The sequence below is a fragment of the Achromobacter xylosoxidans genome (genome assembly GCF_002192695.1).
In the GTDB taxonomy this organism is placed as follows: Bacteria; Pseudomonadota; Gammaproteobacteria; order Burkholderiales; family Burkholderiaceae_B; genus Achromobacter; species Achromobacter xylosoxidans_C.
On the sequence record NZ_MTLG01000086.1, the window covers coordinates 250,464 to 265,917 of the forward strand.

Annotated in this window: 18 protein-coding genes; 5 read left to right on the forward strand and 13 right to left on the reverse strand. The window is 66.8% G+C overall.

What is annotated here, in order from left to right; all coding sequences use genetic code 11:
• Positions 1 to 202 precede the first annotated feature (202 nt).
• The 6 genes from BRO63_RS22810 to BRO63_RS22835 form a co-directional block, all read right to left on the reverse strand.
• On the reverse strand, positions 203 to 430 hold the full coding sequence (locus BRO63_RS22810; RefSeq protein WP_013395215.1) for a hypothetical protein: 228 nt from the start codon (positions 428 to 430) through the stop codon (positions 203 to 205).
• 217 nt (positions 431 to 647) lie between these two features.
• Positions 648 to 1,841, reverse strand: coding sequence for a ribosomal protein uL16 3-hydroxylase (locus BRO63_RS22815; RefSeq protein WP_088141984.1), 1,194 nt, complete (start codon positions 1,839 to 1,841; stop codon positions 648 to 650).
• Positions 1,838 to 4,507: a DNA mismatch repair protein MutS gene (mutS, locus tag BRO63_RS22820; RefSeq protein ID WP_256943391.1), complete on the reverse strand. Its 2,670-nt coding sequence runs from the start codon at positions 4,505 to 4,507 to the stop codon at positions 1,838 to 1,840. The genes BRO63_RS22815 and mutS overlap by 4 nt, the downstream gene beginning before the upstream one ends.
• 207 nt (positions 4,508 to 4,714) lie before the next feature.
• A complete protein-coding gene (locus BRO63_RS34275; protein WP_179215192.1) occupies positions 4,715 to 5,002 on the reverse strand; it encodes a hypothetical protein in 288 nt (95 codons plus the stop codon).
• A 386-nt stretch (positions 5,003 to 5,388) separates the two neighbouring features.
• Positions 5,389 to 5,721, reverse strand: coding sequence for a hypothetical protein (locus BRO63_RS22830; protein WP_088142041.1), 333 nt, complete (start codon positions 5,719 to 5,721; stop codon positions 5,389 to 5,391).
• A 74-nt stretch (positions 5,722 to 5,795) separates the two neighbouring features.
• Positions 5,796 to 6,203: a hypothetical protein gene (locus BRO63_RS22835; RefSeq protein ID WP_088141986.1), complete on the reverse strand. Its 408-nt coding sequence runs from the start codon at positions 6,201 to 6,203 to the stop codon at positions 5,796 to 5,798.
• Between the two features lie 322 nt (positions 6,204 to 6,525).
• Between BRO63_RS22835 and BRO63_RS22840 the strand changes: the two genes are divergently transcribed.
• Positions 6,526 to 7,434 carry an aldose epimerase family protein gene (locus BRO63_RS22840; protein WP_088141987.1) on the forward strand — a complete coding sequence of 303 codons (909 nt, stop codon included), beginning with the start codon at positions 6,526 to 6,528 and terminating at the stop codon, positions 7,432 to 7,434.
• Between the two features lie 77 nt (positions 7,435 to 7,511).
• Entirely contained in the window at positions 7,512 to 7,868 is a 357-nt protein-coding gene (locus tag BRO63_RS22845) for a hypothetical protein (RefSeq protein WP_088141988.1), read from the forward strand.
• 51 nt (positions 7,869 to 7,919) lie between these two features.
• On the opposite strand, the gene BRO63_RS22850 is transcribed toward BRO63_RS22845, so the two are convergent.
• The 3 genes from BRO63_RS22850 to BRO63_RS22860 form a co-directional block, all read right to left on the reverse strand.
• On the reverse strand, positions 7,920 to 8,165 hold the full coding sequence (locus BRO63_RS22850; protein ID WP_306425684.1) for a hypothetical protein: 246 nt from the start codon (positions 8,163 to 8,165) through the stop codon (positions 7,920 to 7,922).
• A 152-nt stretch (positions 8,166 to 8,317) separates the two neighbouring features.
• A complete protein-coding gene (locus BRO63_RS22855; RefSeq protein ID WP_088141990.1) occupies positions 8,318 to 9,331 on the reverse strand; it encodes a zinc-binding alcohol dehydrogenase family protein in 1,014 nt (337 codons plus the stop codon).
• A gap of 15 nt (positions 9,332 to 9,346) precedes the next feature.
• Positions 9,347 to 10,141: an SDR family NAD(P)-dependent oxidoreductase gene (locus BRO63_RS22860; protein WP_088141991.1), complete on the reverse strand. Its 795-nt coding sequence runs from the start codon at positions 10,139 to 10,141 to the stop codon at positions 9,347 to 9,349.
• 113 nt (positions 10,142 to 10,254) lie between these two features.
• Between BRO63_RS22860 and BRO63_RS22865 the strand changes: the two genes are divergently transcribed.
• Positions 10,255 to 11,157, forward strand: coding sequence for a LysR family transcriptional regulator (locus tag BRO63_RS22865; protein ID WP_088141992.1), 903 nt, complete (start codon positions 10,255 to 10,257; stop codon positions 11,155 to 11,157).
• Positions 11,158 to 11,175: 18 nt separating this feature from the next.
• Here BRO63_RS22865 and BRO63_RS22870 read toward each other — a convergent pair whose 3' ends face one another.
• Positions 11,176 to 11,682, reverse strand: a complete 507-nt coding sequence (locus BRO63_RS22870) for a DUF6496 domain-containing protein (RefSeq protein WP_088141993.1) — start codon at positions 11,680 to 11,682, stop codon at positions 11,176 to 11,178.
• A gap of 188 nt (positions 11,683 to 11,870) precedes the next feature.
• On the opposite strand from BRO63_RS22870, the gene BRO63_RS22875 reads away from it, so the two are divergent.
• Complete coding sequence (locus tag BRO63_RS22875; protein WP_088141994.1) at positions 11,871 to 12,086, forward strand: dodecin; 216 nt, start codon at positions 11,871 to 11,873, stop codon at positions 12,084 to 12,086.
• Positions 12,087 to 12,918: 832 nt separating this feature from the next.
• Here BRO63_RS22875 and BRO63_RS22880 read toward each other — a convergent pair.
• Both BRO63_RS22880 and hpxZ read right to left on the reverse strand, forming a co-directional pair.
• Complete coding sequence (locus BRO63_RS22880) at positions 12,919 to 13,473, reverse strand: NADPH-dependent FMN reductase (protein WP_088141995.1); 555 nt, start codon at positions 13,471 to 13,473, stop codon at positions 12,919 to 12,921.
• Positions 13,474 to 13,603: 130 nt separating this feature from the next.
• Entirely contained in the window at positions 13,604 to 13,978 is a 375-nt protein-coding gene (hpxZ, locus tag BRO63_RS22885; protein ID WP_088141996.1) for an oxalurate catabolism protein HpxZ, read from the reverse strand.
• A 200-nt stretch (positions 13,979 to 14,178) separates the two neighbouring features.
• Between hpxZ and BRO63_RS22890 the strand changes: the two genes are divergently transcribed.
• Positions 14,179 to 14,718 (forward strand): antibiotic biosynthesis monooxygenase, encoded by a 540-nt coding sequence (locus BRO63_RS22890; protein ID WP_088141997.1) that lies wholly within the window; start codon positions 14,179 to 14,181, stop codon positions 14,716 to 14,718.
• Positions 14,719 to 14,738: 20 nt separating this feature from the next.
• Here the strand turns inward: BRO63_RS22890 and BRO63_RS22895 are convergent, their stop codons facing one another.
• Positions 14,739 to 15,446 carry a GntR family transcriptional regulator gene (locus BRO63_RS22895; RefSeq protein WP_088141998.1) on the reverse strand — a complete coding sequence of 236 codons (708 nt, stop codon included), beginning with the start codon at positions 15,444 to 15,446 and terminating at the stop codon, positions 14,739 to 14,741.
• Positions 15,447 to 15,454: the final 8 nt, after the last annotated feature.

Consider the following 15,454-nt stretch of genomic DNA (forward strand, 5'->3'; position numbering starts at 1 on the left):
GCAGGCCAGAGCAAGAGAGGCCCCTGATGGGGCCTCTTTTTATTTGGGCGCGATTTGCAGGGTTTTACTTTACGCGCCGCGAGGGGCTGTGCGGCGGTCATGTATTGCTCATCAGCCCTCCCTGGACGCAAAAAAGCCCCGGCTGCGGCAGCCGGGGCTTTTTCTTGCGTCCTCAGAGCGGGGGTTCGTCGCTGAGTTTTTATTAGGACGCGGGCGTGGTCGAGCCGCCCGGGGTGGTCGAACCGCCGCCCGGCGTGGTGTTGGGCGTGGGCGCCGGAGCCGGCGAGGTGGCCGGAGGCGTCGTGGTGGGGGCAGGCGTGCTGGCGCCCGGAGCGGGGTTGGTCGCGGGCGCCGGGGCATCTTCCTTCTTGTTGCAGGCGCTCAGCGCGACGGCCAGCACCGAAGCAATAATCAAGGTTTTGCTCATCATTTTTAGACTCCTGTAGATGACGACTCTTGAAACCCCATTAGGGGAAACCAGAAGTCAGGCTACAGGAACACGCGGGCGCAACGCGTATGAAAGTTAAAAAGGTCGCATCCCAACGGCAACAAACCTTTCAGCTTCGTGTTAAGTCTTTCTTGATGTGTCCCGCGTATCAGACCTGATTTCCTTCTGTACAGGACTGATACGGAGCCGTGTCGGGATGCTACGCCGCGACGTAGCGGATCCAGCCGGAATCGAGCCAGTCCGCCAGGCAGGAGCGCGCGTCGTCGGTCAGGCGGATGCAGGACGGGTCCGAACAATCCAGGCTGCGCGCATCCGCCAGCGTGCGCAGGGCGGCATCCGCCGGCACCATGGCCGTTTCGCCATTGATGAAGAGCTGCTTGCCGCGATAGAGCATGCGGCTGCGGCGGTCCAGCACCAGCCGGCCTGCGGCCGGCCAGTCTTCTTCCAGGTCCACCTCCATGCCTTCGGGCGCGTCGAACACGCTGAGATTGCTGGGCTCGGTCAGCCAGCAGCCCAGGAAGCGCGAGGCCAGCGCGTCGTCGAAGCGCAGCTTTTCCACGGTTTCCAGCGTGGCGGCCACCAGCGCGTCGGGCAGGGCGGCGGGTGTGTCGACCGCGGGCTGGCCGGGGTCGCGATAGACGGCGGACAGCTTCGGACCGGGCAGGGCGGGTTCGCCATAGGGACCGCCCAGGAGACCGACACGCGCCATGACCTGGTCCGCGGCTGCTTCGAGCAGCCCGCGCGCCAGCGTCGCCTGCGTGGGCGCGCGAAAGCCGATCGAGATGGTCATGCAGCCGTCGCCCACGGCCATGCCGTCGTGCGCGGCTTGCGGTGGCAGGTAGAGCATGTCGCCGGGGGCCAGCACGGCGGTTTCTTCTGGTTCGAAGCGGCTCAGGATCTTCAGCGGCAGGTCCGGTTCCAGCGACAGGTCCTTCTGGCGTCCATAGCGCCATTCGCGTTCGCCCGCCGCCTGCAGCAGGAACACGTCGTAGCTGTCGAAGTGCGGACCCACGCCGCCGCCATGGCTGGCGATGCTGATCATCACGTCGTCCAGCCGCGCGTCTGGGATGAAGCGGAACAGCTGCATCAGCTCGGATGCGGCGTCGCTGTGCAGGTCCACGCTTTGCACCAGCAAGGTCCAGTCGCCTTCATTGTCCTTGGGCAGGCGCGCGAAGGGGCCGTTCTCCATCTGCCATTCGCCGTTCTCGCGCCAGATCAGGCGCGACTCCACGTCATCGCGGCGCGCCAGCTTCTTGATGGCGGCGATCGTGACCGGGGGCTTGAAGCCGGGGATGGCCTGGCGGATCAGGAGGGGCTTGCGCTGCCAGTAGCGGCGCATGAAGTCGTTCGGGCTCTGGTTGCCCAGCAGGGACAAGGGATGGTCGAGGTTCATTGCAGGTGCTTCTTCAGGCGGTAGAGGGCGTCCAGCGCTTCGCGCGGCGTCAGGCTGTCGGGGTCGATGGCGGCGAGTTCCTCGCGCAGGGCATCCAGGGCCTCGAGGTCGTCGGAGCGGTCGGCGTCGGCATAGGCCTGGGCGTCGGCGTCAGCCGCCGCCGCGAACAGGCCGAGCTGTGGCGTGGGGGCGCCTTGCGCCTCCAGGCGTTCCAGCTCGCGCGAGGCCTGGCGGATCACCGCGGCGGGCACGCCCGCGCGCTGCGCCACCTGGATCCCGTAGCTGCGGCTGGCCGGGCCTTCGCGCACTTCGTGCAGGAACACGATGCCGCCGGCCGATTCCGCCGCGGCCAGGTGCACGTTGGCCGAGGCCGGCTGTTCCGCCGGCAGGCGGGTCAGCTCGAAATAGTGGGTGGCGAACAGCGTCAGCGCGCGGTTGTGGGCCAGCAGGCGGCAGGCGATGGCCCAGGCCAGCGCCAGGCCGTCGTAGGTGGACGTGCCGCGGCCGATCTCGTCCATCAGCACCAGGCTGTTGGGCGTGCTGGCCGACAGGATTGCAGCCGCTTCGGTCATTTCCATCATGAAGGTCGAGCGGCCGCCCGCCAGGTCGTCAGCCGCGCCGATGCGGGTGAAGATGCGGTCGATCTTGCCGATGCGGGCGCGCGAGGCGGGCACGAAGCTGCCGATGCGCGCCAGCAGCACGATCAGCGCCACCTGCCGCATGTAGGTCGATTTACCGCCCATGTTCGGGCCGGTGATGAGCAGCATGCGGCGCGCCGGCTCCAGCCGGCAGCCATTCGGCGTGAAGCGTTCGATGGCGTGCTCGACCACCGGGTGGCGGCCGGCCTCGATGTCGATGTCGGCCTGCTCAGACAGTTCGGGCGCGATCCAGTCGTGGCGGCGCGCGTGGTCGGCCAGGGCGGCCAGCGCGTCCAGTTCGGCCAGCGCGGCGGCGCAATCCGACAGCGGGCGCACATGTTCGGCCAGCACGTCCAGCAATTGTTCGAACAGCCATTTTTCGCGGGCCAGCGAGCGGTCCTGGGCGGACAGCACCTTGTCTTCCCAGGTCTTGAGTTCGGGCGTGATGTAGCGTTCGGCGTTCTTCAGCGTCTGGCGGCGGCGGTAGTCCTCCGGCACCTTGGCGGTCTGGCCTTTGGTGACTTCGATATAGAAGCCATGCACGCGGTTGAACTCCACGCGCAGGTTGCTGATGCCGGTGCGCTCGCGTTCGCGCGCTTCCAGTTGCACCAGGAAATCGCCGCCGTCGGCAGCCAGGCCGCGCAGTTCGTCGAGTTCGGCGTCAAAGCCCGCTGCCAGCACGCCGCCGTCGCGGATGGCGACAGCGGGTTCGGCGGCGATGGCGCGCACCAGCAGCGCGGCCAGGGCCGGATCCACCGACAGGTGCGAGACCAGCTCGCCCAACCGCGGCGAGTCCGCCATGGGCTCCACCTGGTCGCGCAGCGCCGGCAGGGCCTGCAGCGCGTCGCGCAGGCTGGCCAGCTCGCGCGGGCGCACCGAACGCAACGCCAGGCGGGCGGCGATGCGCTCGATGTCCGGGAAGGCGTTCAACGCGCCGCGCAGCGACTCCAGCAGGCCGGCCGAACCAAAGCCGGCCGCGCCAAAGTTCTGTTCCATGTCCATGCGGCCCGCCAGCAGCGCCGAAATGGCTTGCTGGCGCGCCAGCGCCTGCTCGTTCTCGCGCAGCGGATGATGCAGCCAGCGGCGCAGCAGCCGGCTGCCCATGGGCGTGCGGCAGCCGTCCAGCAGCGAGAACAGCGTCGGCGAATCTTCGCCGGACAGCGTCTGCGTCAGCTCCAGGTTGCGGCGCGTGACCGGGTCCAGCAGCACGTACTGGCCGGGGCGTTCCGCCGACAGGCTCTGCACGTGGGCCAGGGCCTGCGACTGGGTACGGGCCGCGTAGCGCAGCAGGGCGCCCGCGGCGCAGACGCCGGCCGGCATGTCCTCGATATCGAAGCCCGCCAGCGTGTCGGTCTTGAAGTGCGCCAGCAGGTGGGCGCGGGCGCTGTCCGCTTCGAAGTGCCAGTCGGGCACGCGGGCCCGAGCGCCTTCGAAGGGGAAGTCGAATTCGGCGCTGTCGGCGCAGACGATCTCGGCCGGCGCGATGCGGTGCAGCTCGGATTCCAGCTGCGCGGGCGCGCATTCGGTCACGCGGAATTCGCCGCTGGCCAGGTTCAGCCAGGCCAGCCCGGCGCGCGGCGCGCGTGCGGTGCCGCCCACGAACACGGCAGCCAACGCGCGGTCCGCCTTGGCCGGCAGCAGCGCGTCGTCTGTCAGCGTGCCCGGCGTGACGATGCGCACGATGCGGCGCTCGACCGGCCCCTTGGAGGCCGCCGGATCGCCGATCTGCTCGCAGATGGCGATGGACTCGCCCATCGCGACCAGCCGTGCCAGGTACTGCTCCATGGCATGCACCGGCAGCCCGGCCATCGGGATCGGCGTGCCGTTGGACGAGCCGCGCTTGGTCAGCGTCAGATTGAGCAGACGCGCGCCGCGCTCCGCGTCTTCGTAGAACATTTCATAGAAGTCCCCCATGCGGTAGAAAAGCAGCAAGGGACCCGCCTCCGCTTTCAGGCGGAGGTATTGCTGCATCATGGGGGTGTGGCCCGGGTGGGCGTCGGCGGCGGTGTTTTGCGTTGCGGAATTCATGCCCGTGATTGTATCGGGCGCGCGAACCGCTGCGGGGAGGGACGGATGCTGGTTTTGTCCGGACCTCGCTTGTTCATGATATTGCCCAACTTCTTGATGACCTCGAACCCTGTGTCGGCGCAGGTCTCTGCTGCCCAGGTCGCATCAATATGGCCATGCCGACGGCTCGGTCACCGGCGCTTGGCGAGAACAGAAGCAATTGAATTGCTACGCCGGCAGGCAGGGCGGGCGCAGGGAAAATGCGGCCAGGAAACCGGCTGAATCGGCCCGAAACCGGCTGAAATCGCTTTGCGCAAAACGCCCGCATCCGCTCGCGGGAATAGTCGCTATGGTGATCGCCACGCCGCACAACAACGCGGCGATGACGGCATCAGCCTCCACGCCATAGGGATCAAAATGAAAATCGTGTCCAAGTTGTCTTTCGTCGTGCTTGCCGTGTTCGCAGCCGCGACCGCCCAGGCGGAAAGATGCACGTCCAATCTGTCGGGTGGGCAAGACTGCACCTATGACGACGGCACTACCTCGCGGAGCACGTCCAACCTGAGCGGCGGCTATGACACGACTTACAGCGATGGGCGGAACTCGCGCAGCACGTCCAACTTGAGCGGTGGCTACGACACGAGATACAGCGATGGCGCCAGTTCCCGAAGTACTTCCAACCTAAGCGGCGGCTACGATACGACGACCAGCAAGGGGAGAAACAGCAAAGCCGATACCCGCCATCCGGCAGGCGCCCGCTGAATTTGAAGAAAGCGGGCGGTGATCTCGTCGAAAGCCGCAGCCCGTGTGCAGGGCGGCTTTGTTGCAGCGTCCTGCGAAGGAGAGCGATTGAAGCGCCGTCAGCTCCGCAACGGCGCTTCAATCGGCTGGTTCAGGACCGGCTACTTGATCTTGCTGCAGCGGAAGGCCTCGATGCCTTTTTCCACATAGTGCGGTTCGCGCGCGCAGGCCGCGCGCATGGCCTGGTTTGCCAGGCTCATGAGATTGGCTGCATTGGTCATGGCTTCCAGGCCGTCGGCGCCCGGGCCGATCTTGTCGAAGCGGGCCTTGAACTCAGCGGCTTGCTTGCTGTAGGCGTAGGCGCGCATCACATCCGTATAGGCGATCGCCCGGGAAATGTCGCCCTCCGTGGGCTTTTTCTCGGCGCCGAAGGCTGGGCCGTACAGCAGAGCCAGGGCGAGCAAGGGGATGAGGGTGGCTTTCATGTTCATCATCAGGAATTCTCTTGCGGGTTGTCCGATGGGAGGCCGGCCGGCGAGGCGCATGGGCGATCCGCCTGGCGCCGCCATCACCACATTTTGCAGGTCGTGCCGTTGTTGACGAGGTCGCCGCCGACGACGATGCCCTTCTCGTCGACGTGGAGCATGGTGTAGCAGCTGGCGACGCCGGTGCGGCGCTGGTAGATGGTGCCCGTGTTGTTGCCGAAGCCGTAGCTGACGCCTCCCGGCGGAGGAACGTAGAAGGTGCCGACGGCCTCGTCCCACGAGACTTCGCCGGAGGTCTGCCACATGTAGACCAACTGCCCGATCGGCAGGTTTTCACTGGCATACACGCGATCGGGGACGCCCCACTCGGTCACGATGTCGTTGACCGGCTTGCCCTTGTGGCGCAGCATCGCCACGTCCCAGGTGGTGCAGGCGCTCAGCATGGCGCCGCACAAGCAGACTAGCAGGGCCTTGAGAAAACTGAATCGCACTTTTTTTCCTTGTTCAGATGCTTGACAGGTGCCCTACGCGCCGCATGATGCCAGCAGGTCGCCGACAGGGAAAGTGGGGGGTGTGGCGCGTATTCCACATCCGGCGCGCACCGAAATTCGGCTGAACGGAAAACCCCCATTGCCGGGGGCCGCTTGGGTGCTTGTTGCCTTTACACTCTGTCACACTTGGGCGGGCGCTCGAGCCGTGCTTGGGCAAGACCATGTCGTCCAGGTACGCGGACATCGGCGCTTGCCCCCGCCCGTCCGCCGACTGCACAATCGCAGCGCGCGGCCCTGTTTCCGCCGCCGGAGTTTCCTATCCATGCAGGTTCTATCCGTTCCGGCCACGCTGGACGCCAGCGAGCGCATCACCATCGCCAGCGGCCCGCACCAGGCCGAGTTCGCGCCGGGCGGCGGCGGCCGCCTGACGCGATTGTCCACCGGCGACCATGACTGGATCGTGCCCCTGACCGACACGCAGTGGCCCGCCGGGCACTGGCCGCGGGCGGGCTCGTATCCGCTGGCGCCTTACTCCAACCGTATCCGCGATGGCGTGTTCACCTTCAACGGCGCCAGGCACGCGTTGCAGTCGGTACCTGACCGGCCCCATGCGATCCATGGCGCGGGCCTGTACCAGCAGTGGCACGTGCGCAGCCACGCCCCGGACAGCGTCGACTTGGTGCTGGAGCAGCCCGCCGGCGTGCTGGGCTGGCCTTGGCCGTATGAATGCGTGCAGCGCTACCAACTGGACGCGCGCGGCCTGAGCGTGGCGCTGGCCATCGTCAATCTCGGCGACACGCCCATGCCCTGCGGCCTGGGCCTGCATCCCTATTTCACGGCCGAGCGCGTCACGCTGCATGCGCGCCGCGAGTGGCCAGCGGACGCCGACGGATTGCCCGCCGGCAGCAAATCCGTCCACGTGCGCGAGCTGCGGCGTTCGGCCAGCGGCTGCGATACCTACTTGTCGCAATGGGCAGGGCGGGCCACCCTGCATTGGCCCGATGGGCACCAGTTGTCGCTGCACGCCGATCCGGCGTTTGCGCACCTGGTGGTCTACACCGCGGGAGGTTCGGAGTTCCTTTGCGTCGAGCCGGTCACCAATGTGGCGGACGCGTTCAACCTTGCGGCGGGCGGCGAGGCCCGCAGCGGCATGCGGGTGCTTGAACCCGGGGCGCGCTTTACCGCGACCGCGTTGTTCGGTCTGGAGCCGCCCCGAGCGGCGCGTTCCTGATGCCGCGACAGGCGGCGCTTTGAAAGCGTTCCTGCATGCGGCGATAATCCGGGCAAACCAAGTCCAGGAGTCCTCCAATGAAAAAGCTCAGCACCGAACAATTGCAGGCCGCGGCCGAGACGCTGCGCCGCGTGCAGGCGAGGCTGGCCCGCGCCGGCAACCTGCCGCTTGAGCCCACCCTCTACGCCTGCGCGCAAGGATTCCGCCGCAACGTGCCCGACTATCTGTGGTCGTGGCTGTCGGGTCTGCTGGCGCCGCACAAGAGCCTGGGCGCTTGGATGGACGTGCACCAGCCGGGCTGGCGCACGGGCAAGACGCCTGCCGCCGTGGTTTATGCGCGCAGTGAAAATGGCTGGTTGGAGTGGCTGATCGCCGAGCTGGAAGCCGAGATCAACGATCCCCACGCCCGCGCCAAGCGGGAAGGGCGCGCTTGAAAGCAGGCGCGTGACGCGCATCCGGCCGGGGCCGGATGCCGGTTTGATGTTTCAGGCCTGCTCGGCGCGCGAGCGGCGCAGCAGCAGCAACAGCAGTTCCAGCACGGCGGCCGCCAGCAGGGCGGCCAGCACCGAAGCCAGCACCTGCGAGTCCCACAGGCGCGGCGGCCCGACGCGGAACTGCACCGTGTCGAAGACCAGTCCGGCCGTGATGGCGGCGACGATGGCGGCCTTCCATCCTTGCAAAGGGGCCAGCCGCAGCATCAGCAGGGTGAAGGCCACCATCCCCCAGAGCACGGGTTCAAGCGCCTGATTGAGAATGTGGTCGAGCAGAAGAGACTCCCGATGATGTCGCGCATGTGTTTGCGCGCAGTCGAGTTTGTACTGCTTTCTGCCTGCAATTGCGAGATACCCCGCCGCCGGGTGCGGCGAGGCATCGCGATTGCACCCTAGAACCCTTCCAGCACGATCTTGCCCTGCGCCTTGCCGCTTTCGATGAAGGCGTGCGCGCGGCGCAGGTTTTCGGCATTGATCTTGCCGTAGTGCGCGCCCAGCGTAGTGCGCAGCGCGCCCTCGTCGATCAGGCGGGCGGCCTGGTTCAGCAGTTCGTGCTGCGCGATCATGTCGGGCGTGCCGTGCAGCGGACGCGCGAACATGAATTCCCAATGCAGCGATGCCGACTTGGACTTGAGCAGGCGCACATCGATGGCGGAGGGGTCGTCGATCAGGGCGATCTTGCCTTGCGGCGCAATCGCTTCGGCCATCTGCGCGAAATGCTGGTCGGTCTGGGTCAGGCCGGCAATGTGGCTGACGTGCTCGAAGCCGATGCGCTTGAGCTCGGGGGCCAGCGGCTGGCTGTGGTCGATGACGTGATGCGCGCCCAGCTCGCGCACCCAAGCCTGGGTTTCCGGACGCGAAGCGGTGCCGATCACTGTCAGTCCGGTCAACTGGCGCGCCAGCTGCACCAGGATGGAGCCCACGCCGCCCGCGGCGCCGATGACCAGCAGGCTGCCCTGGCTGGGGGCGGCGTTGTCCAGCACGCGCAGCCGGTCGAACAGCAGCTCCCACGCGGTGATGGTGGTCAGCGGCAGCGCCGCGGCCTGGGCGTAATCCAGGCTATCGGGCATATGGCCGACGATGCGCTCGTCCACCACGTGCAGCTCGCTGTTGGCGCCGGGTCGGTTCAGCGCACCGGCATACCAGACGCGGTCGCCCGGCTTGAACAGGCTGGTCTTGGCGCCCACCGCGCGCACGATGCCGGCGGCGTCCCAGCCTATGACCTCGGGCTGGCCGTCCTTGGGCGTGCGCTTGGCGCGGATCTTCACGTCCACCGGATTCACCGAGATGGCGCGGACTTCGACCAGTAGGTCGTGGTCGCCAGGCACGGGGTCGGCCAGGGTGATGTCCTGCAGCGCCTCGGGGTGGTCGGCGGGCAGGTTCTTGAAAAAGGCGATGGCTTTCATGGTTGCGTACCGGGCTCAGATGATGGAACGCACCACGCCGCCGTCCACGCGCAGCGCCGCGCCGTTGGTGGCCGCGGCTTGCGTCGAGCAGGTGTAGACGACCATGTTGGCCACTTCCTCCACGGTGGCCAGGCGACGCAGCAGCGAAGTGGGGCGATGCTGGGCGATGAAGTCGCGTTCCATCTGGTCCTGCGTCACGCCTTGCTCCTTGGCCATTTCGGCGAAAAAGTCCGATACGCCCTCCGAGCGCGTGGGGCCGGGCAGCACCGCGTTGACGGTGACGCCGGTGCCGGCGGTCAGTTCGGCCAGTCCGCGCGACACGCCCAGCAAGGCGGTCTTGCTGACGCCGTAGTGGATCATCTCCGCGGGGATCTGCACCCCGGATTCGCTGGAAATGAACACGATGCGGCCCCAGCCGGCGGCCAGCATGCGCGGCAGGTAATAGCGCGACAGGCGCACGCCGCTCATGACGTTGGTGTCCAGCATGTACTGCCAGTCGTCGTCGGTGATTTCGGTGAAGGACTTGGGGGCGAAGTAGCCGGCGTTGTTGACCAGGATGTCGACGTCGGGATGGGCGGCCGAGATCGAGGCCGCGCCGTCGGCGGTGGCGAGGTCGGCCTGCACGGTGCTCACGCGGGCGGCGGGAAACTGCTGGGCAAGCGAGGCGGCGGCCTGCGCCAGCTTGTCGGCGTTGCGGCCGTGCAGCACGACTTCGGCGCCGGCCTCGGCCAGGCCCGCGGCGATGGCCAGGCCGATGCCGCCGGACGATCCGGTGACCAGGGCTTTCTTGCCGTTCAGTTCGATTTTCATGCGGGTGACTCCTTGTGTGTCGGGGAATGGAGCCATCATTACCCAGTCCAAACCAGCGAAAAAGCGGCTAGCATCGCAGTCAGTTTCAATATTTTTTTGAAAATGAGGCCGGCATGGTGCGGTTCGAGGATCTGAAGATATTCATGGCGGCTGCGGACCAGGGCAGCTTTTCCGCCGCCGCGCGCGAACTGGACCTGACGCCCGCGGTCGCCAGCGCCGCGCTCAAGCGGCTGGAGCAGGCCCTGGATGCGCGCCTGTTCGTGCGCACTACGCGCAGCCTCAGGCTGACCAGCGACGGCGCACGCTATCTGGAGCATGCCCGCGCGGCGCTGTCGGCGCTGGACGCGGGCAGGAACGCCGTGGCGCGCAACAAGACGGAGATCTCCGGCACGCTGTCCTTGTCGATCCCGTCCGACCTGGGCCGCCACGTGCTGCTGCCATGGCTGGATGAATTCCAGGAACGGCATCCGCGCGTCAACTTCCAGGTGCGCATCAGCGACCGCCTGGCCGACCTGTACCGCCAGCCGGTGGATCTTGCGGTGCGCTATGGCACGCCGAACGACTCGGGACTGGTGGCCCTGCCGCTGTCCGAGCACAACCGCCGCGTGGTGTGCGCCTCGCCCGCATACCTTGCGCGCCATGGCGTGCCGCAGGTGCCCGATGACCTGCGCCGCCACAACTGCCTGTCCTTCGTGCTGGGCGAAACCCTGCACGACCGCTGGGCCTTCAGGCACGAGGGCGCCGCGCTCACCGTACCGGTCAAGGGCGACCGCGTCGGCGATGACGGCGAACTGGTGCGCCGCTGGGCGCTGGCTGGCCATGGCCTGGCCTACAAGTCGCGCTTTGACGTGCTGGCCGACCTGCGCGCGGGCAGGCTCATCGAAGTCCTGGCCGACTACACCAGCGAGCCGTCGCCGCTATACCTGCTGTGCGTGCACCGCATGCTGCTGTCGCCGGCGGTCAAGCGCCTGCGCGAGTTCCTGCATGAGCGCTTCAAGGCGTTCGAGGCGGGCTAGCCGGGCATCGCTGCCGCGTCAGTGGGCGTGGCTGGCCCGCTGGTTTGCCGCGCGCGTGCGGGCGGCTTTCTTCGCGGCGGCGGAGCGTCCCGCGGCGCCCTTGGTGGCGGCAGCCTTCTTGGCCGCGGCCGAGCGGGCAGCGGCGCTGCGCTTGGAGGCCGATGCGCTCGCTTGCCGCGACAACGCGCTGCGCGATGCGGGCTTGGCGCTTTCCTTCTTCAGGGCGGTGGTGGTGGCCTTGGCGCGTTTGGCGGACTTGGCATGTCCATCATGGGCCGCGTCGCTGTCCTGCTTTGCCTTGCGCTTGGTCGCCGCGCTGGCCTTTTTCGGCGTGGGCAGGGCGACGCCGGCGCGGCGCGCCTTGGACAGCCCGATTGCGATGGCCTGCTTGGTGGACCGCACGCCGTGCTTGCCTTCGCGCACGTGTTCGATTTCCTCGCGCACGAATTCTCCGGCCTGCGTGGAAGCGGATTTTCCTTGGCGTTTGTCGCGCGCCGCGCGTTCCAGGGTTTTTCGTTCAGGCATGACGACACCTCCTAGCTTGCGTTGCGGGAACGCGTTCCGCCGCGCCGAGACCGGTGCGACGGAACTCGTAACACCACTCTAGCGCCGTGGGCGTATGCTGTGTGTTCGAATGGATTGCCGGTCGTAAGCGCCGGAACACCGCCGCCAGGCCGACGATGCACGACTCACCCCCTTAGCGGAGACGAGCTATGTCGAATCATGTCTACAAGCAAATCGAACTGGTGGGCTCATCCACCAAGTCCACCGACGACGCCATCTCCCAGGCCATCGCGCGCGCGTCAGAGACGCTGCGCAACCTGGACTGGTTCGAAGTCACCGAAGTGCGCGGCCACATCAAGGACGGCAAGGTGGCGTACTGGCAGGTCGGCATGAAGATAGGCATGCGGCTGGAAGGGAACGAGTGAGTCCGCTTGCTGCTTCTTTCTTGAGCACGCCTTGCAAGTGATTGTCGGGTAAGGACTTTTCCAGCTTGTTATCCGACTGTTCAGAGGCTTGTCCACATTCGGTGGGGACAAGCCCGCTTCGCTTTCGCCTGCCGTCCTCGTGATCCGTTGTGGCATCGTGACCCTGGCGGCAATGGGCGTTTCTTGAGCGGCCCCTTCAAGTGCTTGGCGCATAAGGCTTTTTGCATGCTGCCCTCATACTGTCCTCAGGCTTATCCACATTTGGCGGGGACAACCTGGGCACTTCGATACGACGTTTGAGCCATTTTTGACCACCCCTTGCAGACGCTTGATATGCAAGGGAATTTCCGACCTGCCCTCATACTGTCCTCATGCTTCTCCACAGAACGCGGGGACAAATCCACATTTTGGCGCGGCCACCGCGCAAGTCCCCGGAGTCACCCTGATTTCAGTGGATAAGTGCGTCAAGAATCATCCAAAAGGATGATTGCGCAATTTTTGACCGGGCCTTGCAAGTGCTTGGCGGGACTAGGGTTTTTCATTCTGCCCCAAGGCTGTCCTCAACCTTCTCCACAGTTGGCGGGGATAAGTGTGAGGTGTAGTGTGAGCCCCCACGCCGCACTCGCTGCGCTCGCTTGCTGCCCCCCGGGGGGGCTGGCCCGCCTTGGGGCGGCCCGGCGGCGGGCCGGCGCTCTGGCGGCATTGGATGCTCCAGCGGCGATCGTCGTCGCTGCAAAAAAAAGCCCCCCGACGTATCGGGGGGCTGGATCGCCCGGAGGTAGACGGGCGATCTCTGCCGGCCGGGAGGAGCCCGCGCCGGCAGCGGCGGCGATCAGGCGTTGAACTTCTTGATCCAGTCCACGTAGCGGTCCACCCAGCCTTGCAGGAACTTGCGGGTGCCTTCGTTGGTGATGTTGTACTGGTCGTCGACCAGGCCTTCCGTGTATTGCAGGAAGACCTCGGGCGTGGTCAGGGCGTTGGCGCCCTCGGCAGCCAGGATGTTGCGCAGGTGCTGCTGCATCAACGCAGTGCCGGCGGCGCTGGGCGAGGTGCCGACGATGCCGACGGCCTTGCCGGTCCAGGAGTTCTGGCCCCAGGGACGCGAGCCCCAGTCGATGGCGTTCTTGATGGCGGCGGGCACGGAGCGGTTGTGCTCGGGCGACACGAACAGGATGCCCTGGGCGTCGGCGATCTGCTGCTTGAGCTTGGCGGCGGGGGCGGGCAGGTTGTTCTCGTTGTCCTGGTTGTAGAGCGGCACGTCGCCCAGGCTCACGTATTCGAACTTGAAGTCCGCGGGCACCAGCTTTTCGAGCGCGCGGGCCAGCCGCAGGTTGAACGAGGCAGCGCGCAGGCTTCCGACGAAAACGGCAATCTTGTAGGTGCTCATGGGGCGCAGGCTCCAAGGGGTGGACGGGAATGTCAGTGTAGACCTGTAAGCAAGCCCGCTCAATCTCGATCGCGGATATGTTTATTCATGATCATGACGCCATGATGTCGCCCGCGCGCGGGCTGGCGCGTCAGCTCATCAGGCTGACATGGGCAGCGACCACGCGCCATCCTTCAGGCGTGCGCATCCAGGTCTGGCTTTGCCGGCCGATGCGGCCGCTGCCGTCGCGCTGGAACTCCAGATTGGCCGTTGCGAAATCCTGGCCGTAGGTGGTGACGACCGTGCGCAACACGCGGCGGGCCAGGCCTTGCGGCGACCGCGCCGCGCGGAAGGCGCGGATGGCATCGTAGCCGTAGAGATTCTCGCCCGCGCCATAGCGCAGCGTGTGAGGGCTGTTCCAGAAGAGCACGTCCAGCACCTCCACCTGGTTGTTCACCAGGGCGGTTTCGTAGCGGTCCAGGGCGGCTGTGACTTCCGCCACGACGTCGGGCAGATTGATATCCATGCTTGCTGCTCCAGTTGGCACCGTTGTGGTGCGAAATATAGGGGTAATCACCAGTGTGGTGTGTCCTGCGGTGCGGCGCATCCATCCCGGGAGCCGCGGTGTTTCGGCCTCGTGGGGGAGCGCGGCGCGCCGGTCCTGGCATGCCGCTTGCTAGCGCTAATGCTGCATAACAAGCTACGCGCCGTTCCAGGAGTTTCGCCATGTCCCGTTCTACCGTTTCCGCCCCGGTCACCATGTTGGTCACCCGGCACATCGCGCCCGAGCGCTATGGCGATTTCCTGTCCTGGATGCGCCAGGGCGAAATCCTCGCGGCAGGTTTCCCGGGCTTTCTCGGCTCCGGCGTGCTGCAGCCGGCGGAAGGCGGCGACCAGTACCAGATCGTGCTGCGCTTTGCCGATGCCGCCAGCCTCGGCCGTTGGGAAAACTCCCTGCCGCGCCGCATGTGGCTGGAGCGTGGAGCGGCGCTGGTGCGCGCCAGCCACGAGCGCCGCGTCAGCGGCACGGACGACTGGTTCGCGCCCAGGACCAGCGCGCCGCCGCGCTGGAAGCAGGCCGTCAGCATCTGGCTCGCCTATTTTCCGGTGCTGTTGGCGTTCTCCATCCTGGCCAGCGAGCCCTTGAACCTCTTGCCGGTGTTTTGGCGCGTGCTCATCACCAGCGTAGCGCTGACGCCGGTCATGGTGTTCATCTGCATGCCGTTGGTGGCGCGCATGCTGCATCGCTGGCTGCGCGCGGGCTGACGCGGGCATGCGCGGCCTGTTCAGGCCGCGCGCGCGCCGCGGGCGGAATACAACCGGTGCAGCGTGATCTTCCGCACCGCGGCCTGGCTGCCCTGGATATGCGCTTGCAACAGCGCGACCGCACGCGCCGCGTCTGCGGCCAGCGCGGCATCCAGTATGGCGCCGTGCTCTTCATAGGTCTTGCCGATACGCTCGGGCAGGGTGAAGTCCAGCCGGCGTACGATGCGGATGCGTTCGGTGGCTGCGCGATGCACGCGCGCGATTTCGGGGTTGCCCGCTGCGGCGACCAGGTCGATGTGGAAGCGCTCGTCCAGGTCCGCCAGCCGCTCGCAGTCGCTGGAACGTTCGCTTGGGTCGACCAGCCAGACGTCGGCCAGCGGGCGCAGCGCGCGCTGGCGGTCGGCGGCGCTGGCCGACGCGCACAGCGACTGCACCGCGGCCGCCTCCAACACGCTGCGCAGCTCGTAGAAATGATCCAGCGTGTTGAAGTCCAGCGGCTTGACCAGCCAGCCATTGCGCTGGCGCACCTCCAGATAGCCTTCGCGCTCCAGCCGGAACAGGGCCTCGCGCACCGGCGTGCGGCTGACCTGCAGGCGGTCGGCGATCTCGGTTTCGGTGAAGCGGTCGCCCGGCGCCAGCCGGAAGTCCAGGATGTCCCGCTTCAGCGTGCCGTAGGCGGTGTCGGCCAGCGTGCGCGGTATGTCGATGACGGCGAAGGCGGTTCCCATGTCGTGGC